Source organism: Paraburkholderia fungorum (assembly GCF_902833645.1).
Classification (GTDB): domain Bacteria; phylum Pseudomonadota; class Gammaproteobacteria; order Burkholderiales; family Burkholderiaceae; genus Paraburkholderia; species Paraburkholderia fungorum.
This window is the reverse complement of record NZ_CADFGE010000002.1, coordinates 822,790-838,418: the sequence shown is the minus strand read 5'-3', so window position 1 is coordinate 838,418 and position 15,629 is coordinate 822,790. Positions and strand designations below refer to the sequence as shown.

Annotated in this window: 14 protein-coding genes and 1 pseudogene; 11 read left to right on the top strand and 4 right to left on the bottom strand. The window is 61.8% G+C overall.

The annotated features are described in order from the left end of the window. The 3 genes from HWX91_RS10485 to HWX91_RS10475 all read right to left on the bottom strand — a co-directional run. Positions 1-969, bottom strand: a 969-nt coding sequence (locus HWX91_RS10485) for a hypothetical protein (protein ID WP_208459031.1), incomplete at its 3' end; no start/stop codon positions are given. 256 nt (positions 970-1,225) lie between these two features. Next, positions 1,226-2,560, bottom strand: coding sequence for an MFS transporter (locus tag HWX91_RS10480; protein ID WP_042275917.1), 1,335 nt, complete (start codon positions 2,558-2,560; stop codon positions 1,226-1,228). A gap of 137 nt (positions 2,561-2,697) precedes the next feature. Next, entirely contained in the window at positions 2,698-4,269 is a 1,572-nt protein-coding gene (locus HWX91_RS10475) for a sulfatase-like hydrolase/transferase (RefSeq protein WP_028198328.1), read from the bottom strand. A gap of 213 nt (positions 4,270-4,482) precedes the next feature. Between HWX91_RS10475 and HWX91_RS10470 the strand changes: the two genes are divergently transcribed. The 3 genes from HWX91_RS10470 (at position 4,483) to HWX91_RS10460 (ending at position 6,958) form a co-directional block, all read left to right on the top strand. Beyond that, positions 4,483-5,019, top strand: a complete 537-nt coding sequence (locus HWX91_RS10470; RefSeq protein WP_042275913.1) for a MarR family winged helix-turn-helix transcriptional regulator — start codon at positions 4,483-4,485, stop codon at positions 5,017-5,019. A gap of 127 nt (positions 5,020-5,146) precedes the next feature. Further along, positions 5,147-5,494, top strand: a complete 348-nt coding sequence (locus tag HWX91_RS10465; protein WP_174459555.1) for an FKBP-type peptidyl-prolyl cis-trans isomerase — start codon at positions 5,147-5,149, stop codon at positions 5,492-5,494. 390 nt (positions 5,495-5,884) lie between these two features. Further along, entirely contained in the window at positions 5,885-6,958 is a 1,074-nt protein-coding gene (locus tag HWX91_RS10460; protein WP_028198326.1) for a DUF6765 family protein, read from the top strand. Between the two features lie 48 nt (positions 6,959-7,006). Here HWX91_RS10460 and HWX91_RS10455 read toward each other — a convergent pair whose 3' ends face one another. Then, complete coding sequence (locus HWX91_RS10455; protein ID WP_028198325.1) at positions 7,007-7,330, bottom strand: hypothetical protein; 324 nt, start codon at positions 7,328-7,330, stop codon at positions 7,007-7,009. Between the two features lie 263 nt (positions 7,331-7,593). Here HWX91_RS10455 and HWX91_RS10450 point away from each other — a divergent pair, with 263 nt between their 5' ends. From HWX91_RS10450 to HWX91_RS10415, 8 genes and pseudogenes are all read left to right on the top strand, one after another. Next, a complete protein-coding gene (locus tag HWX91_RS10450; RefSeq protein WP_028198324.1) occupies positions 7,594-7,932 on the top strand; it encodes a hypothetical protein in 339 nt (112 codons plus the stop codon). A gap of 179 nt (positions 7,933-8,111) precedes the next feature. Further along, positions 8,112-8,924, top strand: a complete 813-nt coding sequence (locus HWX91_RS10445; RefSeq protein ID WP_028198323.1) for an H-NS family nucleoid-associated regulatory protein — start codon at positions 8,112-8,114, stop codon at positions 8,922-8,924. Positions 8,925-8,946: 22 nt separating this feature from the next. Then, positions 8,947-9,432, top strand: a complete 486-nt coding sequence (locus HWX91_RS10440) for a hypothetical protein (protein ID WP_028198322.1) — start codon at positions 8,947-8,949, stop codon at positions 9,430-9,432. Positions 9,433-10,075: 643 nt separating this feature from the next. After that, positions 10,076-10,915: pseudogene (locus tag HWX91_RS10435) on the top strand (alpha/beta fold hydrolase); the annotation flags it as partial. Between the two features lie 146 nt (positions 10,916-11,061). After that, on the top strand, positions 11,062-11,631 hold the full coding sequence (locus HWX91_RS10430) for a methyltransferase family protein (protein ID WP_028198321.1): 570 nt from the start codon (positions 11,062-11,064) through the stop codon (positions 11,629-11,631). Between the two features lie 9 nt (positions 11,632-11,640). Further along, positions 11,641-12,981, top strand: a complete 1,341-nt coding sequence (locus HWX91_RS10425; RefSeq protein ID WP_028198320.1) for a glycosyltransferase — start codon at positions 11,641-11,643, stop codon at positions 12,979-12,981. Positions 12,982-13,064: 83 nt separating this feature from the next. Then, positions 13,065-14,576, top strand: a complete 1,512-nt coding sequence (locus tag HWX91_RS10420) for a DHA2 family efflux MFS transporter permease subunit (RefSeq protein ID WP_144193689.1) — start codon at positions 13,065-13,067, stop codon at positions 14,574-14,576. Positions 14,577-14,586: 10 nt separating this feature from the next. Beyond that, on the top strand, positions 14,587-15,621 hold the full coding sequence (locus HWX91_RS10415; RefSeq protein ID WP_063627886.1) for a glycosyltransferase family 2 protein: 1,035 nt from the start codon (positions 14,587-14,589) through the stop codon (positions 15,619-15,621). Positions 15,622-15,629 lie beyond the last annotated feature (8 nt).

The window sequence follows — 15,629 nt, the reverse complement described above, 5'->3', positions numbered from 1 at the left end:
GCGGGTGGTGGTGGAGCGGGTGGTGGGACCGGTGGTGATGGAACGGGTGGTGGCGGAACTGGTAGTGGTGGAACAGGCGGCAGCGGTGACGGCGGTGGTAATGGTGGGCACCACGGCGGTCATGGCCATGGTGGCGACGGCGATGGCGGTCATGGCGATGGCGGTCATGGTGACGGTGGCCACGGCGACGGCGGTCATGGTGACGGTGGCCACGGCGACGGCGGTCATGGTGACGGTGGCCACGGTGATGGCGGCCACGGCGACGGCAGTCATGGCGATGGCGGCCACGGCGATGGCGGTCATGGCAACGGCGGCCATGGTGATGGCGGCCATGGTGACGGTGGCCATGGTGATGGCGGTCATAGCGACGGCGGCCACGGCGATGGTGGCCATGGTGATGGCGGTCATGGCGATGGCGGCCATGGTGATGGCGGTCATGGCGACGGCGGCCACGGCGATGGTGGCCATGGTGTTGGCGGCCACGGCGACGGCGGTCATGGCGATGGTGGCCATGGTGTTGGCGGCCACGGCGACGGTGGCCATGGTGATGGCGGTCATGGTGACGGTGGCCACGGTGGTGGTGGCCATGGCGACGGCGGCCACGGTGATGGCGGTCATGGCGACGGCGGCCACGGCGATGGTGGCCACGGTGATGGCGGTCATGGTGACGGTGGCCATGGTGTTGGCGGCCACGGCGACGGCGGTCATGGTGATGGCGGCCACGGCGATGGCGGTCATGGCAACGGCGGCCACGGCGATGGTGGCCATGGTGACGGTGGCCACGGCGATGGCGGTCATGGCGCTGGCGGCCATGGCGACGGCGGCCACGGCGACGGTGGCCATGGTGATGGCGGTCACGGCAACGGCAACGGCGGCAAAGGCGCCAGCGGCCAAGGCCATGGCGGCGGCTTCGGTGGCTTCGGCAACAGCGGCGGCCATGGCGGCGGTTACGGCGGCGGCCACGGCCATTGACCCAGGGGACGTTTCTCAGCGCGCGGCGGCCGGCAAGCGGCTTCCCGCGCTGATGTCCAGGCGGGGATCACACAAGCGGACGGCCACTTATCCGCTCACGCTCGCGCCCGCCCATTCCAGATGCCAAACCCAGATATCCGCGAGCGCGAAACGATGCTTGCGGACTTCAAGGCTCACAGCGCAGACGCAGCAAAGGGATGCGCGATGCACCGTCCGGGCTACCAGAATTAATAGAACCCGAACCCGCGCCCGCCTACTTCAACACAACCGGCCCCACCGTACCCACCGCTTCGCGATGCGGCGCGGGCACGGCCCGCAGCAGTGCGACCATACCGGCAATCAGGAGCGCCGCGATGACGGCAAAGCCCGCGTAGACGCTGCCGGTTTCGGCCTTCAGCATGCCGACCAATGAAGGGCTCACCGCACCGCCGATCGCGCCGATCGCAGTGATCGTCGCAATACCGGCCGCGGCTGCGCCGCCATCCAGATACGCGGTGGGGATCGTCCAGAAAATGCTCAGCGTCGCGTAGATGCAGGTCGACGCGACCACCAGCAGGGCGACGGTGAAGGGCACGCTGTGCGCCGCGAGCGGCAGCAGCAGAAAACTGCCGGCCACCGCAAAGCCGCAGCACGCCACATGCCAGCGCCGTTCGGCGTGACGATCCGAGCTGCGTCCGATCACCACGATACCGATTGCCGTGCAAACCGAAATCGCGCCGCTCAACCAGCCGATATTGCCGATCTGTTGCACGCCGACGTGCCGCAACAGCGTTGGTATCCAGAAACCGACCGCATTGAGCCCCATGAACACGCAGAAATAGATCGCCGAGAGCAGGTAGATCCGCGGGTTGCGCAACACGTCGGAGAGTTGCGCGGGCGGCGCGTGGCGCGCGCCGCGCTGCTGTCGATCCGTGTCGAGCGCGGCGGTGATGTGGGCCTTTTCCGCGTCGCTCAGCCATTTGGCGTGCATTGGGCGATCGTCCAGATAGAGCATCGCCATTACGCCGAGTAGGATAGCCGGCACCCCTTCGATCAGGAATAGCCACTGCCAGCCGCGCAAGCCGAGCATGTTGTGGAAATGCCCCATGATCCAGCCCGACAGCGGGCCGCCGATGATGCCCGCCAACGGCACGGCCATGATGAACAGGCTCGTGATGCGTCCGCGTTGCCGGTCGGGAAACCAGTACGTCAGATAAAGAATGATGCCGGGAAAGAAGCCGGCTTCGGCGGCGCCCAGCAGGAAACGCAGCAGATACAGCACGCTCGCGCTCCTGACGAACATCAGCAGCACAGTCAGAAGACCCCACAGCACCATGATCCGCAACAGCGTCTTGCGCACGCCGATACGGTCCAGCAGCAGATTGCTCGGCAACTCGAACAGCAGGTAGCCGACGAAGAACATTCCCGCCGCGAAGCCGAATACTGCGTCGTCGAGTTTCAGGTCCTGCAGGAACTGCAATTTTGCGAACCCGATATTGACGCGGTCGATGAAATTGACCACGTAACAGATGAATAGAAACGGCACGATGCGCCGCGCGATCTTGCGATAGATCGCGTCGTCGGGCGTCAGTGCGGGCGAGCGCTGCATGGTGTCTCCTTGCGGTCCGGTATGTTATGCCGGGCGCCTATGATTTATTCGTGTGACGCTGAGTCAATCTGCGCCTGGGGCGCTATCTGAAGCTTTCATCGAGGCGCATGCGCGTACTTTCGTGCCAGTTGCCCGTGCTACCACTCGCCGAAAAAGACCCCCCAGTCCTTGTGCGTGTCCGTCTTGCTCTCGACCGTCGGGTTGTCGATCGTGACGCGCTGTTTCAACGAGCCGTACCAGTCGGCGAGCTTCGCATGCATTTGCGCGCGGATGGGGGCGTGACTCGCATCGGCGCCAAGATCGCTGTATTCGTCAGGATCGTTCGCCAGATCGAAGAGTTGCGGGCGATATCCTTGCCAGTGTATGTACTTCCAGCGTGTGTCGCGCACCATCCAGCCGCGGCATTCATCGGGCTTGCGTCCCAGTGCGAGACGTGTGCGGCGGAAACTATAGTCGACTTCGGAGACCACGTAGTCGCGCCAGCCTTCGGCATGCTCCGTTTCGCCGCGCGTGAGTACCAGAACCGAGTGTCCTTCGACGCGCTCTTCATAGGCCGGCAGGCCAAGCGCGTCGAGCACCGTCGGCACCACGTCGATGCCCGATACGAAGCGCGTTTCGGCACTACCGCGAGTGGCGTCGGCACGCGTCGACGGATCGTAGACGATCATCGGCACGCGCTGCACGGTGTCATAGAACAGTTCCTTTTCGCCGAGCCAATGATCGCCGAGGAAGTCGCCGTGATCGGCGGTGAAGACGATCAACGTGTCTTGCCAACGGCCCAGCCGTTCGAGCGTGTCCCACAGCCGGCCGAGATGGTCGTCGATCTGCTGGATCAGACCTTGGTAAACCGGCCGTACGGTGTTCGACACTTCTTCACGCGCGAAATTGGCGCTCTCTTCGTGAGTGCGATACGCGGCAACCACGGGATGGGCATTGTCGAGTTCGGCGGGCTTGCGCGCGAGCGGCAAACATTGATCGAGCGAATACAGATTGTGATAGGGCCGCGGCGCGACATAGGGCCAGTGCGGCTTTACGTACGACAAATGCAAGGCCCACGGCGTGTCGCCCTGCTGCTCGATGTAGCGGATCGCCTGATCCGTCATGTAGGCCGTTTCGGAATGCGGCTCGGCCACCCGCGCCGGCCAGCGCACGTTGCGCATTTTCCAGCCGGAATGCACCGCGCCGCTGTCGTCTTCCACGCTGATTGCGAAGTCGCTCCACGGTTTGTCGCTGACGTAGCCGTGTGCACGCAAAAAGGCCGGATAGCCGCTCTCCTTGCCGGGCTCGTGGTGACCGTCGTAGCGGTCGAGTTCGTCGAACGAGCCGGTCGAGAGGCGCAGTCCGAGCGGACTCTGGCGCGCGATGTCGAGCCGCTGCATGCCGTTGCCGTCAGCCATCACGTGCGTCTTGCCGGCCAGCGCGAGCGAGCGGCCATTCAGACGCAGGTATTCGCCGAGCGTCATTTCCCCGATTGAGAGCGGCACCCGGTTCCAGTTGGCGCCGTGACTGCTCATCGTGCGGCCGGTGTAATACGACATGCGCGACGGACCGCATACGCCGGAGCTGACGAATGCGTTGTCGAAACGCACGCCGCGCGCGGCCAGCGCGTCGATATGACGGGTTTGCAGGTAGGGATGTCCGTAGCAGCCGAGGTGATCGCGGCGAAGCTGGTCGCACATGATGAAGAGAACGTTGCGGGTATCCGCCATCTATAAGCACCGTCTGCGGCCTTGCGGCCTGAAATGGGAAAGACCGGGAAGAAGACTCGATGCTAGAAACGAATCCGACGATTGACCTAATCAAATATATGTGCGAATGCACAATAGGCCGGCGCCGTTGCCGCAAAAGCACGTCATAATGGCCGTCAACCCTTTGTTAGATGTGCGCTCACCGTGTCCGCGACCGACCCTCGATCAACACCTGTGCTGAAGCATCCAGAGCACATCGATGAATTCCTGCTTTACCGGCTTCACAACCTGGCGCGTGTGGCAACCCAGGGCGTCGGGCTGATGTTTCGTCGGGAACTTGGCATTAGCCGGCGCGATTGGCGCATTCTCGCGTTCGTCGGCAAGTACCCCGACACGAGTCTGTCCCGGCTCGCCGAATCGGCCGCGCTCGACATGGTGGTGGCGAGCCGTTGTGTCGCCAATATGGTGAATAAAGGTCTGATTGCGAAAACGCGCCTGCCGCAGAACAAGCGGCTGACCGTGCTCACGCTCACTGAAGCCGGCCGTCTCGCCTACGAACAGGCGCGCCTGAGCGGGCAACGCTATAACGCCGAGTTCGCGGCCTGCCTGAGCAATGAAGAAGCACATCTGCTCGACGGCTTGCTCAAGCGGATGGAGCAGCAGGCCGCGCAACTGACGCAACGCGAAATCGCCAGAAGCGAGTCGCTGTCTGGATCGGTTCCTGGGGCAATTCCCGGGGCGATTCCGCTATTGAATGAAGACGTCGAATAAACCTGCGTGCATGATCCCCGTGGCTGCAACAAGTGATCCGCTACAATGACGCGCACTACCCACCTGGAGACTTGCTTTGAAATCTATCGTTGCGCTGGTCGCCGCGGCAGTTCTTTCTTCCACGGCAATGGCCGCTGCCACCACTGAAAAATTGCCTTCCGGTGTAATCGTTGAACATCTGACGCAGGGCACGGGCCCGCAACCGTCCGCTGACGATGTCGTGAAGGTGAACTATCGCGGCACGCTCGCCAACGGCACGGAGTTCGACAGTTCGGCGAAGCACGGCGGCCCGGCAACTTTCCCGCTCAATCGCGTGATTCCGTGCTGGACGCAAGGCGTGCAGAAAATGAAAGTCGGCGAGAAGGCCAAGCTGACCTGTCCGGCGGCCACTGCTTATGGCGAGCGCAGCGTCGGTGTGATTCCGGCGAATAGCGACCTGACGTTTGAAGTCGAACTCGTCGGTATCGTCAAGTAATACGGCGCGATGCGCACCAGGAAAAACCCCGCTTCGGAGATCGAAGCGGGGTTTTTCTTTTGGGGCAGTGCATTCGTCGCTGCTTTTCGTTCATTAGCTTTCATTGCCGTAGCTATTGCGGCCCGAAGGTTCGAATGAGAGGCAATGCGGCACGGCGTGCCGATTCGCATTGCGACTGGCTTTCCAGTTACGTAGCACGGCACACGCAATCAGATCATGTGTGACGTCGGCGTGGCCGACGAGTTTCGTTGAGTGCCGGCGACATTGTTTTCTTTTAAAGTTCTATTGCATTCGGTCGTTTACATTCTATTGGTGCGCCGCGCTGCAACTGCCGCCTTGCGCATTCCGGAATCTCTGGCCATCGTTCGTTGCGCGTCGGGAGCGCCTTTTATGAACATCGATTTTCACTACGGGGTCGTCTATATCGCTGCACGTATCGGCGGAATGGCAGCCGGGGAGGCAATCACGGTGGCGCATGCTTGCCAGTACGTCGACGACGCGACCACGTCAGGAATACTGCGTTTTTCAGGCGGTGAAACTTTCGAGCGCTTCGCCACCGCGCACAAACTATTTGACTATACCAACGCGGAAAATGACCAGAACCGGCTGGTATGGGCGCCGTTTCATTTTCTGCCCGCCGGTGTCGGGGAAACGCTCGAAGACAAAGCGGTGTGCCGGCCGGATAGCGCCGTGGCCCGCGAAGTGGTGCGCCGGGCGATCCGGCAGCGAGGCGCCGATACGGCTTTGCATCGTCTCGGTGTGACGCTTCACACCTACGTCGATACGTGGGCTCACCAGGGTTTCGCCGGAATCGAAAGTCCGACGAATCGTGTCCATATGCTGGAGGCTGAAGATTGCACGCCGGAAGGCTGGTTTGCCCGTCTGAAACGCGCCACGCAACATCTGGTCGAGCACATCGAGGAAGATGTACTGACGCTTGCGCTGCCTGTCGGTCACGGCGCGGCCTTGCATTATCCTGACCAGCCGTGGGCGAAATGGCATTACACCGACGGCAGAAATGTACGCGTCAAAAGGCACAATCTGCCCGAGTTCATGCAAGCGGCCGAGATGACTTGCCGCGCGGTGCGCGCCTACGTGGCGGGGCGCGAAGATTTCGAAAACCACGCCGGTTTGCCGGAAGATGTCCGAGCCGCACTGACCATGCTTCTCGACACCAATCGGAACCCGGACGACAATAAGCGCCTGCAGACCCTTTGCGAAGCGGTGAAAACAGGCGCGATTCCCGGCCTGTCAGAGTCGATTCCGGAGTACGTGCCCAAGGGAATCGGCTCCTGGAAATACAAAGCTACCGGTTTGCAGTCCGACGACGACAGCGGGGATCGGCCCCGGTGGAGCGCCGTCTTTGAGAACAGTGATTACCGGCGCTTTCACGACGCGGTCAAGGAGCACCGCTTCGTGACGACGCAGGAGATTCTGCCGGCGTACGGACTGCGGATCGCGTGAACGGTCCAGACTATGAGTTCTTCGGAAATGGCGCGGTAGCGCGCTATTTCAATAGCCGCCCCAGCGGCCGCGTTCATGCCATTCGTGCTCGCGCCATTGCTCGCGGCGCCATTCATGTTCACGCCATTCGCGGCGCTCACGCCACTCGCGTGCGCGCCAGTCACCATAGCCACCATAACCACCATAGCCATCGTAGGCAACCGTGACTGGAGCCGGACCATAGGCGACCGGCGGTGCGGCATAAACGGGAGGCGGCGCAACTACGCCGACGGGAATGCCGACTCCGACGGCTATGTCCACATGCGCCGATGCTATCGACGATGCCGCGAGAAAGGCCAGGCCAAGTGCCGCGCCAACGATCTTCTTGTTCATTTTCCTTCTCCTTGCACATTCGGGTGCGATGCATTCGAGTACTGCCGAACCGTCATTGCTTTGCTTCTGAATACGGTTCGGAGTGTAGAAGGGCGGTCCAGACACAGGTGAAACAGCGCTGCGAGATTGGTAACGCGGGGTTACCGGCGAAAAAAATGAATGGCCGCCCTTTGAATCTCCGAATGCTTGCCTATAGTAGAAGCAGTTATTGCCGCATTGCACAGCGGCCGGCTTCTCTCTATGCGGGTGATGGGGAAACAGAAATGACGCCATCGAATGCTGCGATCTATCAGGCCCAGGCCTCCACACCGGATTCATTACGAACGCTTGCCGGCTATCTCGAACTGGCGCTCGACGAAGGCGAGAGTGTGGTTCTGATGCGGATTGGCACGCAGGTACGCAGTGTCTATATTGGCGATCCGTCCGGCACGCTGGAGGAGTTGACGGATCACGGCGTAGTGGCTGCCTTTCAGGCCGACGAGATGCTGGCATTGACGCAATTGGGACTCAACCGGATAACCGCGGACGATCAGCAGTACCGGTTCATGCGCAGTGTGCGGTACATAGCCGATCGCCAGGTTGTTGTTTTTACTCCGACTTAGGTAGATCGCCGGCAATCGGAATAGCTAAAGAATACGGTTCTCCGGTAGCGAACTCGAAAGGTTCGTACTCCACGGTATGCATTCTCGTGTGAGTCTGTTGCCTTTATAGCGGCATAGATCTGCCTTTCCGACGCTATTCATGGCATAGTTCGATCGATTACCACATAAGGAGCGATCAAATGCCCACGTTAGAGCAAATCCAGGCAAAGCTGAAGAAGCTTCAGGCACAAGCCGACGTGCTTATCGCCAGGAAAGCACAAGCCGCGGTCGACCAGATTCGCGACCTGATGCTCAAGCACGGTCTGACTACTGCCGATATCGAGGCAAAGGCAAAGGCGAGGCGCGCCGCGCGCGCCCTGAATGGACGTGCTGCAAGTGGCAAGGCAAAAGGCGCTGCAGGCAAGTCGATTCCGAAGTACCGCGACCATAAAACCGGCGCGACCTGGACAGGCCACGGGCGCGCACCGGCATGGATTGCCGCAGTGAAAGACCGCACGCAATTCCTGATTGAAGGGGCGAGCGAACTGAAGTCCACGGCAAAGGCTGCGGTCAGTCACGCCAAGGCCGGGAAAAAAGGCCAGCCTAAAGGTGCTCAGCCGCCGAAGTATCTCGATCCGAAAACGGGCGCCACCTGGAGCGGACGCGGTCCGGCACCGGCGTGGCTCGCAACGGTTAAAGACCGAACCCAGTTTCTGATCGACGGCGCTGCCGCGACCCGCAATGTCGCTGCGAAGAAAGGCGTGACGGCGAAAAAGGCCGTGGCGTCCAAAGCGGCTGCAAAGAAGAGCACGGCGGCGGCTAAAAAGACTGCGGCAAAGAAAGGCGCCGGCAGGCCTGCTGCGAAAAAAGCCGTGGCAAAGAAGGCTGCGGTGAAGAAAACCGCCGCTGCAAAGAAAACACCGGGTCGTAAGACCGGCAGCAAAGCCAAAGCCGGTGCGAAGCGGGTTGTTGCCGCGGCGCCGCAAACCTCGACGGTGCAAGCCGGCGCGTGAGCGCAACGGAGTTCTGAAGTAGATGACCAGCACGCTCGATTCACCCCAGCAGGAAGACTATGTCGTCCTGCTGGACTCTGTTCCTCAGCCTGCAGTCGACGCTGCCGAACCATTCATTGTTTCCAGCGATCGTCGGGTGATTCTGGCTTATCCGATTGCCGAGTCCGACTTCGAACGGTTCGGGCCATTCGATTCCGACGACGATCCATTTTGTACCGTGCTATTTCCCGATGCTGTGTTTCATCGGCTCGGCCCGCCAGGCGACGCCGATCTCGAGATCCATCCGCTGGCTTCGCGTGGGCTCAGTCGGTACTCGGTTCACGAAGTGATGAATTCGTCGCTGGCCGCCGAGATTTCTGCCGTCAGTTCGCCCGGTCCTGTGCAACGCCACTTTGTCATCACGTTTCAGGGCGCGACGTTCGAATGCGTGGCGTCCGACTATACGGTGGTTGGCGTGTACGGCGCGGGTGAGATTGCCAGCCGGGAAGCATTCTCGCTGGTCCGGTAGTGTCTATCGGCGGCGAGTGCGCGCCGGTATAACCGCTTGTCCCCGGTCCCGTTCTGACGTCTGGACAACGCCACGTCCTGCTACCCAACGCGTGCAAGCCCGCATGCTGCGCTCGCTCGCGCAGCATGCGGGCTGTTCCGGCACATGTCCTGTCGTTCAATATGCAACTGTGGCGCCATGACGCCGCGTCACGCGGCGCCGATTCCTTTCAATTACATTTTTCTGTGGATTTCGAACATATGCCCAATGACTTTTTTTAGCTTTTATTTTTGAAGTGTGTTAAAAAGCTTTCCGTCATCGTATATTGACATGAAGTCTTCACGCAGTGAATGCAGACTCGCATCAACGGGTGGCATGCGGTACAGATTGAAGCAGGCTTTTCCGAATTACATATAAATATATTACGAGGCATCGAACGCTCGATTGAAGCGAGCCGGAGTTCAGGCGCGCGCCAGGGAGAGTCGGCATACATCACATCGAGTGATGCATGCTTTCGGTGCAGCAGCGGTCGTCGCGGATCGGATTTGCCGGCGTAAAGGCAGATCGCATGGGCCTGATCCCCGGTAGTACGGCCGCAAGGCGTCCGCGAGTGCGGGCGCGGTATCGGTACGCACCTGCTTGCGCAAGTGCATGCGAATACGCCATGCCCATCGAAAAACTCCTTGTTCCGCTCCCGGCGGGCCTGAAAGTCTACGTTGAACGTCACGTATTCGATCCGGCCTTCGAGAGTGTCATTCTGATCAACGGCGCGTTGGCTACCACAGCGTCGTTCGGGCAGACAATCAAATACCTCGGTGAACGCTATAACCCGATTTGTTTCGATTTACCTTATGCGGGTCAATCGAAAGCGCATAACGTGTGTGACTTCGTTCTTACAAAAGACGATGAAGTCGACATTCTGTTGCATCTAATAGGCTTATTCGAGCCGGCTTTCCTGTTGTCGGTGTCGTGGGGCGGGGTGGCGTCGCTGCTTGCGCTCTCTCGCGCGCGCACCAGTGTGAGGCGCGCGGTGATTGCGTCGTTCTCGCCGCGGCTCAACGAGGCGATGACCGCGTATGTGACCGCGGCACGCGACCACATCGCCGCCGGCGAAAATCTGAAGGCCGCGCAGCTGCTCAACGATACGGTTGGCCAGCATCTGCCGCGCATCATGAAGCTCTACAACTACCGCTATCTTTCCACGCTCCCACGCGACGAGCAGGATCAGGTGGCGTTTCACGTCGACCAGATTCTGGCCATTCGTCCGGAGGACTATCTGCACGAGTTTCGCAACATCGAGTGCGGATTGAAGTTCCTCAACGGCGAGCTCGACAACTACACCACGCCTGAGGATGCCCGCTCGCTCAGCGCCCATCTGAAGCGCGCCGAGTTTGTCACGATCGAGCAGGCCGGGCACTTTCTCGATCTCGAAGGACGGCCCGCGCTACGCCAGGTCAGGACAGCGATTTTCGATTACTTCGGCGCGCCGCCGGCACAGGCGGCAGGCCGCGCGCTCGAGCGCTTCGACGCGTTCGGCGCGCGCTCACCCACCATGCCGGTGCCGCAACCCGCTATTGCAAACATCACAAACATCGCCAACGTCGCCTTGCAGACTACCGCCGATCACTCGTTCCAACAGGTCGAACTACCGTGAATATCGCTCAGAGCATTGCCATTGTCGTACCGTGGGTGTTGTGGCTGCTGTATTGGGTCGCGACGTCGAGCCGGGTCAAACAGACCGCGCGCAAGGAGGCATCGCTGTCGCGCACGTTGCAGTCGATCCCGCTGATTGGCGGCGGCGCGTTGATCGTGTTGCCGGACTTCGCCGCAGCGGCGTTGTCCGTCGATCTGCATGCAATCGGGCCGCTCCAGCTGGCCGGCTTCGCCGTGCTCCTCGCCGGGCTTGCTTTTTCCGTGTGGGCGCGGCTGCATCTGGGCACCAACTGGAGCGTGTCGGTCACGCTGAAGGAAGGGCATGAACTGGTGCGCAGCGGGCCTTACGGGCTGGTTCGTCATCCGATCTATACAGGCTGCCTGCTGGCCCTTCTGGGGGCCGTGCTGATCGGCGCGCAATGGCGTGGCGTAGTCGGGCTATCGCTGATTTTCGCATCGCTGGCGTACAAGGTGCGGGTCGAGGAAAGCTGGCTGACCGGTCACTTCGGCCGTGCGTATTCACAGTATCGCCGCGACGTCGCTGCGCTGATTCCCGGTCTCTTCTGAGCTGCCCGAATGGCGAAGGTCATCATTACCGCGATCGGCTCGGCCGGCGATGTGCATCCGTTGCTCGGCATCGGTGCGGCGCTGGCCGCGCGCGGCCATGAGATCGTCTTTTGCACGCATCCTCCGTTCGCGGAAGCTGCCGTGCGCCAGGGCTTTGCTTTTGTGCCAATCGGCACCGCCGCTGAATATGAAGCGGCGATGGCGAACCCGGCGCTATGGCATCCGCGTACTTCGTTCCGGACGTTATGGGCGGTGATCGCACCGACACTGCGACCGCATTTCGACACGCTGGCCGCGTTGACCGATAGCAATACTGTGCTGGTCGGCACGTTATGGGCTTTTTCCGCACGGCTGATGCAGGAGTTGTATCGTGTGCCGTTCGTGTCGGTACAGGTGTCGCCGTCGACCCTGCTGTCCGCGCATGCGCCGCCCACCCACCCGCGTCTGACGATTCCGCGTGGCTTGCCGTTGGCTGTAAAAACGGCGCTGCTGCGGCTAATCGAGCGACAGGTGCTCGACAAGGTCTGCGGCCCCGCATTGAATGGATCGCGCGTGGAACTGGGGCTCGCACCGGTGCGGCGCATTTTCGGCGAGTGGCTGCATTCGACCGACGGTGTGCTGTGCCTGTTTCCGGACTGGTTCGCGCAAGCGCAACCGGATTGGCCGGCGCCGCGCTGCCTCAGCGGGTTTCCGCTGTTCAACGACACGAGCGCGATCGCGCCCGATCCGCAACTCGACGCATTTCTCGCTGCGGGCGAGCGGCCTGTGGTTTTCACAGCAGGCTCGACGCTGATCGACCAGGAACGCTATGCAAATGCCGTGAGCGCGGCGTTGAGGGAAGGTGGGCTGCGCGGCATTCTTCTGACACCGGATGCGCTCAAAACCGAAGCGGCTGCTATTGAGACCGATGTGCGCGCAGACGCGCCCGGCGCGTTGCTCAGGCGGCGTTACGTGCCGTTGCAGACGCTCTTGCCACGCTGCCGTGCGCTGGTGCATCACGGCGGCATCGGCACGGCTGCGCTGGCCTATGCCGCCGGTATTGCGCAGGTGGTCACGCCGTTCGCGCACGATCAGTTCGATAACGCGCAGCGTGTCGTCGTGAGTGGATGCGGCGTTCGGCTGGACAGGCCGCTGCAACCGCAAGCGCTTGCTCGTGCCTTGAGGCAAGTGCTTGGCAGCCCGTCGATCGCGACCCAGTGCGGACGCGTGCAGGACCGCCTCGCGGCGTCGCCGGACGGCTGCGAGACCGCCGCACGCTATATCGAAGCGTTCATGCCGGCCGCCGTGCGCGAGCAAACTGTCGGCCGCACGGCGTCGCCGGCACTGGCCGCCAGCGGACATAGCGTATGAGCGCCGCTCCTCCGCTGTCGGCGGATACAGGGCATGCCATTGGCCCTGGCCCGGACTCCGCAGTCGAGCACAGCGTAGCCCGTATGCGCGGCGCACAACTCGCCTTGCTGACGTTCGCGTTGTCGCTGGCCACCTTCATCGAAGTCCTGGATTCGACGGTAACGAACGTCGCGGTGCCGGCGATCTCCGGCGGCCTCGGCGTGTCCAATAGCCAGGGCACGTGGGTAATCAGTTCGTACTCCGTGGCCGCGGCTATCGCCGTACCGTTGACGGGCTGGCTCTCGCGCCGGCTCGGCGAAACGCGGCTGTTTCTCGGCGCGGTGGTGCTCTTCACATTGACCTCGCTGATGTGCGGCGTGGCCGGCGATTTCCATCTTCTGGTGGTATGCCGCGCTTTGCAGGGGCTTTTCTCCGGGCCGATGGTGCCGCTTTCGCAAACGATCCTGCTGCGCACCTTTCCCCCGGACAAGCGCGTTGTGGCACTCGCGCTATGGGCGATGACCGTCCTGCTCGCGCCGATTTTCGGCCCCGTGGTGGGCGGCTGGATCATCGACAATTTTTCGTGGCCGTGGATCTTCCTGATCAATCTGCCGATCGGCATCTTTTCGTTCGCGGTGTGCATGACGATGCTGCGCCCCGACGCACCGGCTGCCAAGGCGGCGCCGATCGATCTGCCCGGCATTCTTCTGCTGGTGGTCGGTGTCGGCTCGCTGCAGATGGTGCTGGATCTTGGGCATGATCGCGGCTGGTTCGATTCTCCGCTGATCCTGACGCTCGCGATCGTCGCCGGGTTGGCGATCGTATCGCTGTTGATCTGGGAGGCCGGCGAACGGCATCCTGTGATCGATCTGAGCCTGTTCCGCGACCGTACGTTTTCGTTCTGCGTGCTGATCATTGCGCTTGGCATGATGAGCTTTTCGGTGGTCGGCGTGATTTTTCCGCTCTGGCTGCAGGCCGTGATGGGCTACACCGCGTATCAGGCCGGACTTGCCACCGCGCCACTCGGCGTGCTGGCGCTGGTGTTCTCGATTCTGGTTGGCATCTATGCGGCCCGTTTCGACGCACGCGTGCTGGCCACTTTCGGTTTTCTCGTGTTTGCGGGCGTGCTGTGGTGGGATGCGCATTTCACGTTGACCATGACCTTTACGCAGATCATCACGCCGGGTCTGATTCAGGGAATCGGCTTGCCGTGCTTCTTCATTCCGTTGACCGCGGCGACGCTTTCGCGCGTGTCCGACGACAAGCTCGCGGCGGCCTCCAGTCTGTCGAATTTCCTGCGCACGCTGTCGGCGGCGTTCGGCACGGCAATGAGTGTCACGCTATGGGATAACCGCGCGCTGTATCACTACGACGTCGTCGCGCAGTCGGTGACGAAATCGTCCGGCAACACGCAGCGCTTTGTTCAGAGCCTGCACGGCATGGGTATCGATGGCGCGCGCGAACTCGCCACCTTGCATCACGTCGTGCAGCAACAGGCGTACATGATGGCGACCGGCGACATGTTCTACATGGCAAGCGTCACCTGCCTCGTGCTCGCCGCGATGATGTGGCTCACGCGTCCAAAGCGCGGTGCGGCGATGGCTTTAGGTCACTGAGGAACTTCCAATGACGATCCTGGGCGCATTGATCATCCTGTTTCATCCGAGCGAAGCGCAACTCGCACGCGCGGTGGCGATGCGCGACAGGTGCGATCGTCTGCTGGTGGTCGACAACTCGCCTTCGCCGGACGCGCGCGCCGCGATGATGTTGGGGGAGGCGGGCGTCGCGCTGCAGCATCACGGTAATCGCAATGGCATTGCGGGCGCCTTCAATTGCGGCTTGAGTACGCTGTTCGACTCGGGTGTGGAGACGGTCGCGCTGTTCGACCAGGATTCCGAGGCGCCTGCCGACTACTTCACGGTGATGCGCGAGCGGTGCGCCTCAATGAGCGGCCGGGCGTTCCTGGCCGGCCCGCGTATCTTCGATGAGAACGACCAGCGCTTCCTCCCCGAGCTCGCGACGAGCGGGCTGGCGGTCGAAAGATTGGCAATACAGGCCGACGCGCCGTTGCAGCGCTGCGCCTTTCTGATTTCGTCCGGCTGCGTCGTGTCTCGCGAGGCATTCGCGCGGCTTGGCCGCTTCGACGAAGCGCTGTTTATCGATCATGTCGACACCGAGTACTGCTTGCGCGCGCTACTGCGAAATGTGCCGGTGTATGTCGTGCCGTCGCTCGTGCTGCTGCATCGGATTGGCGCGCGGAGTCGTCACAAACTGGGTCCTCTGGAATTGACGACGATGAATCACCCCGGTTTCCGCCGCTATTACAGCGCGCGAAACGCAATGCACCTGGCGCTGCAATATGGATTGCGTTTGCCGGTCGCGATCGTGCCGAACGTGCTGACGCTCTGGCAAATCGTGCAGATCCTGCTGCTGGAGAAAGATAAGGCGGCGAAGCTCAAAGCAATTGCGCAGGGTGTTTTCGATGGGTTCTTCGGGCGCATGGGGCCGCTGGAGCGGACGCGTCCGCGACTCGCGGCCAACGTGGCCAGGGCGGCTTACGCAGCTACTGTGGCTGACCCGGCGATGGTCACCGGGGTGAGCACGCCGGAGCCGGGAGCGCGCACGGTAGCGCGTGCCGTATCTCGTACCTGGCAGTCGTGAGACAGTCT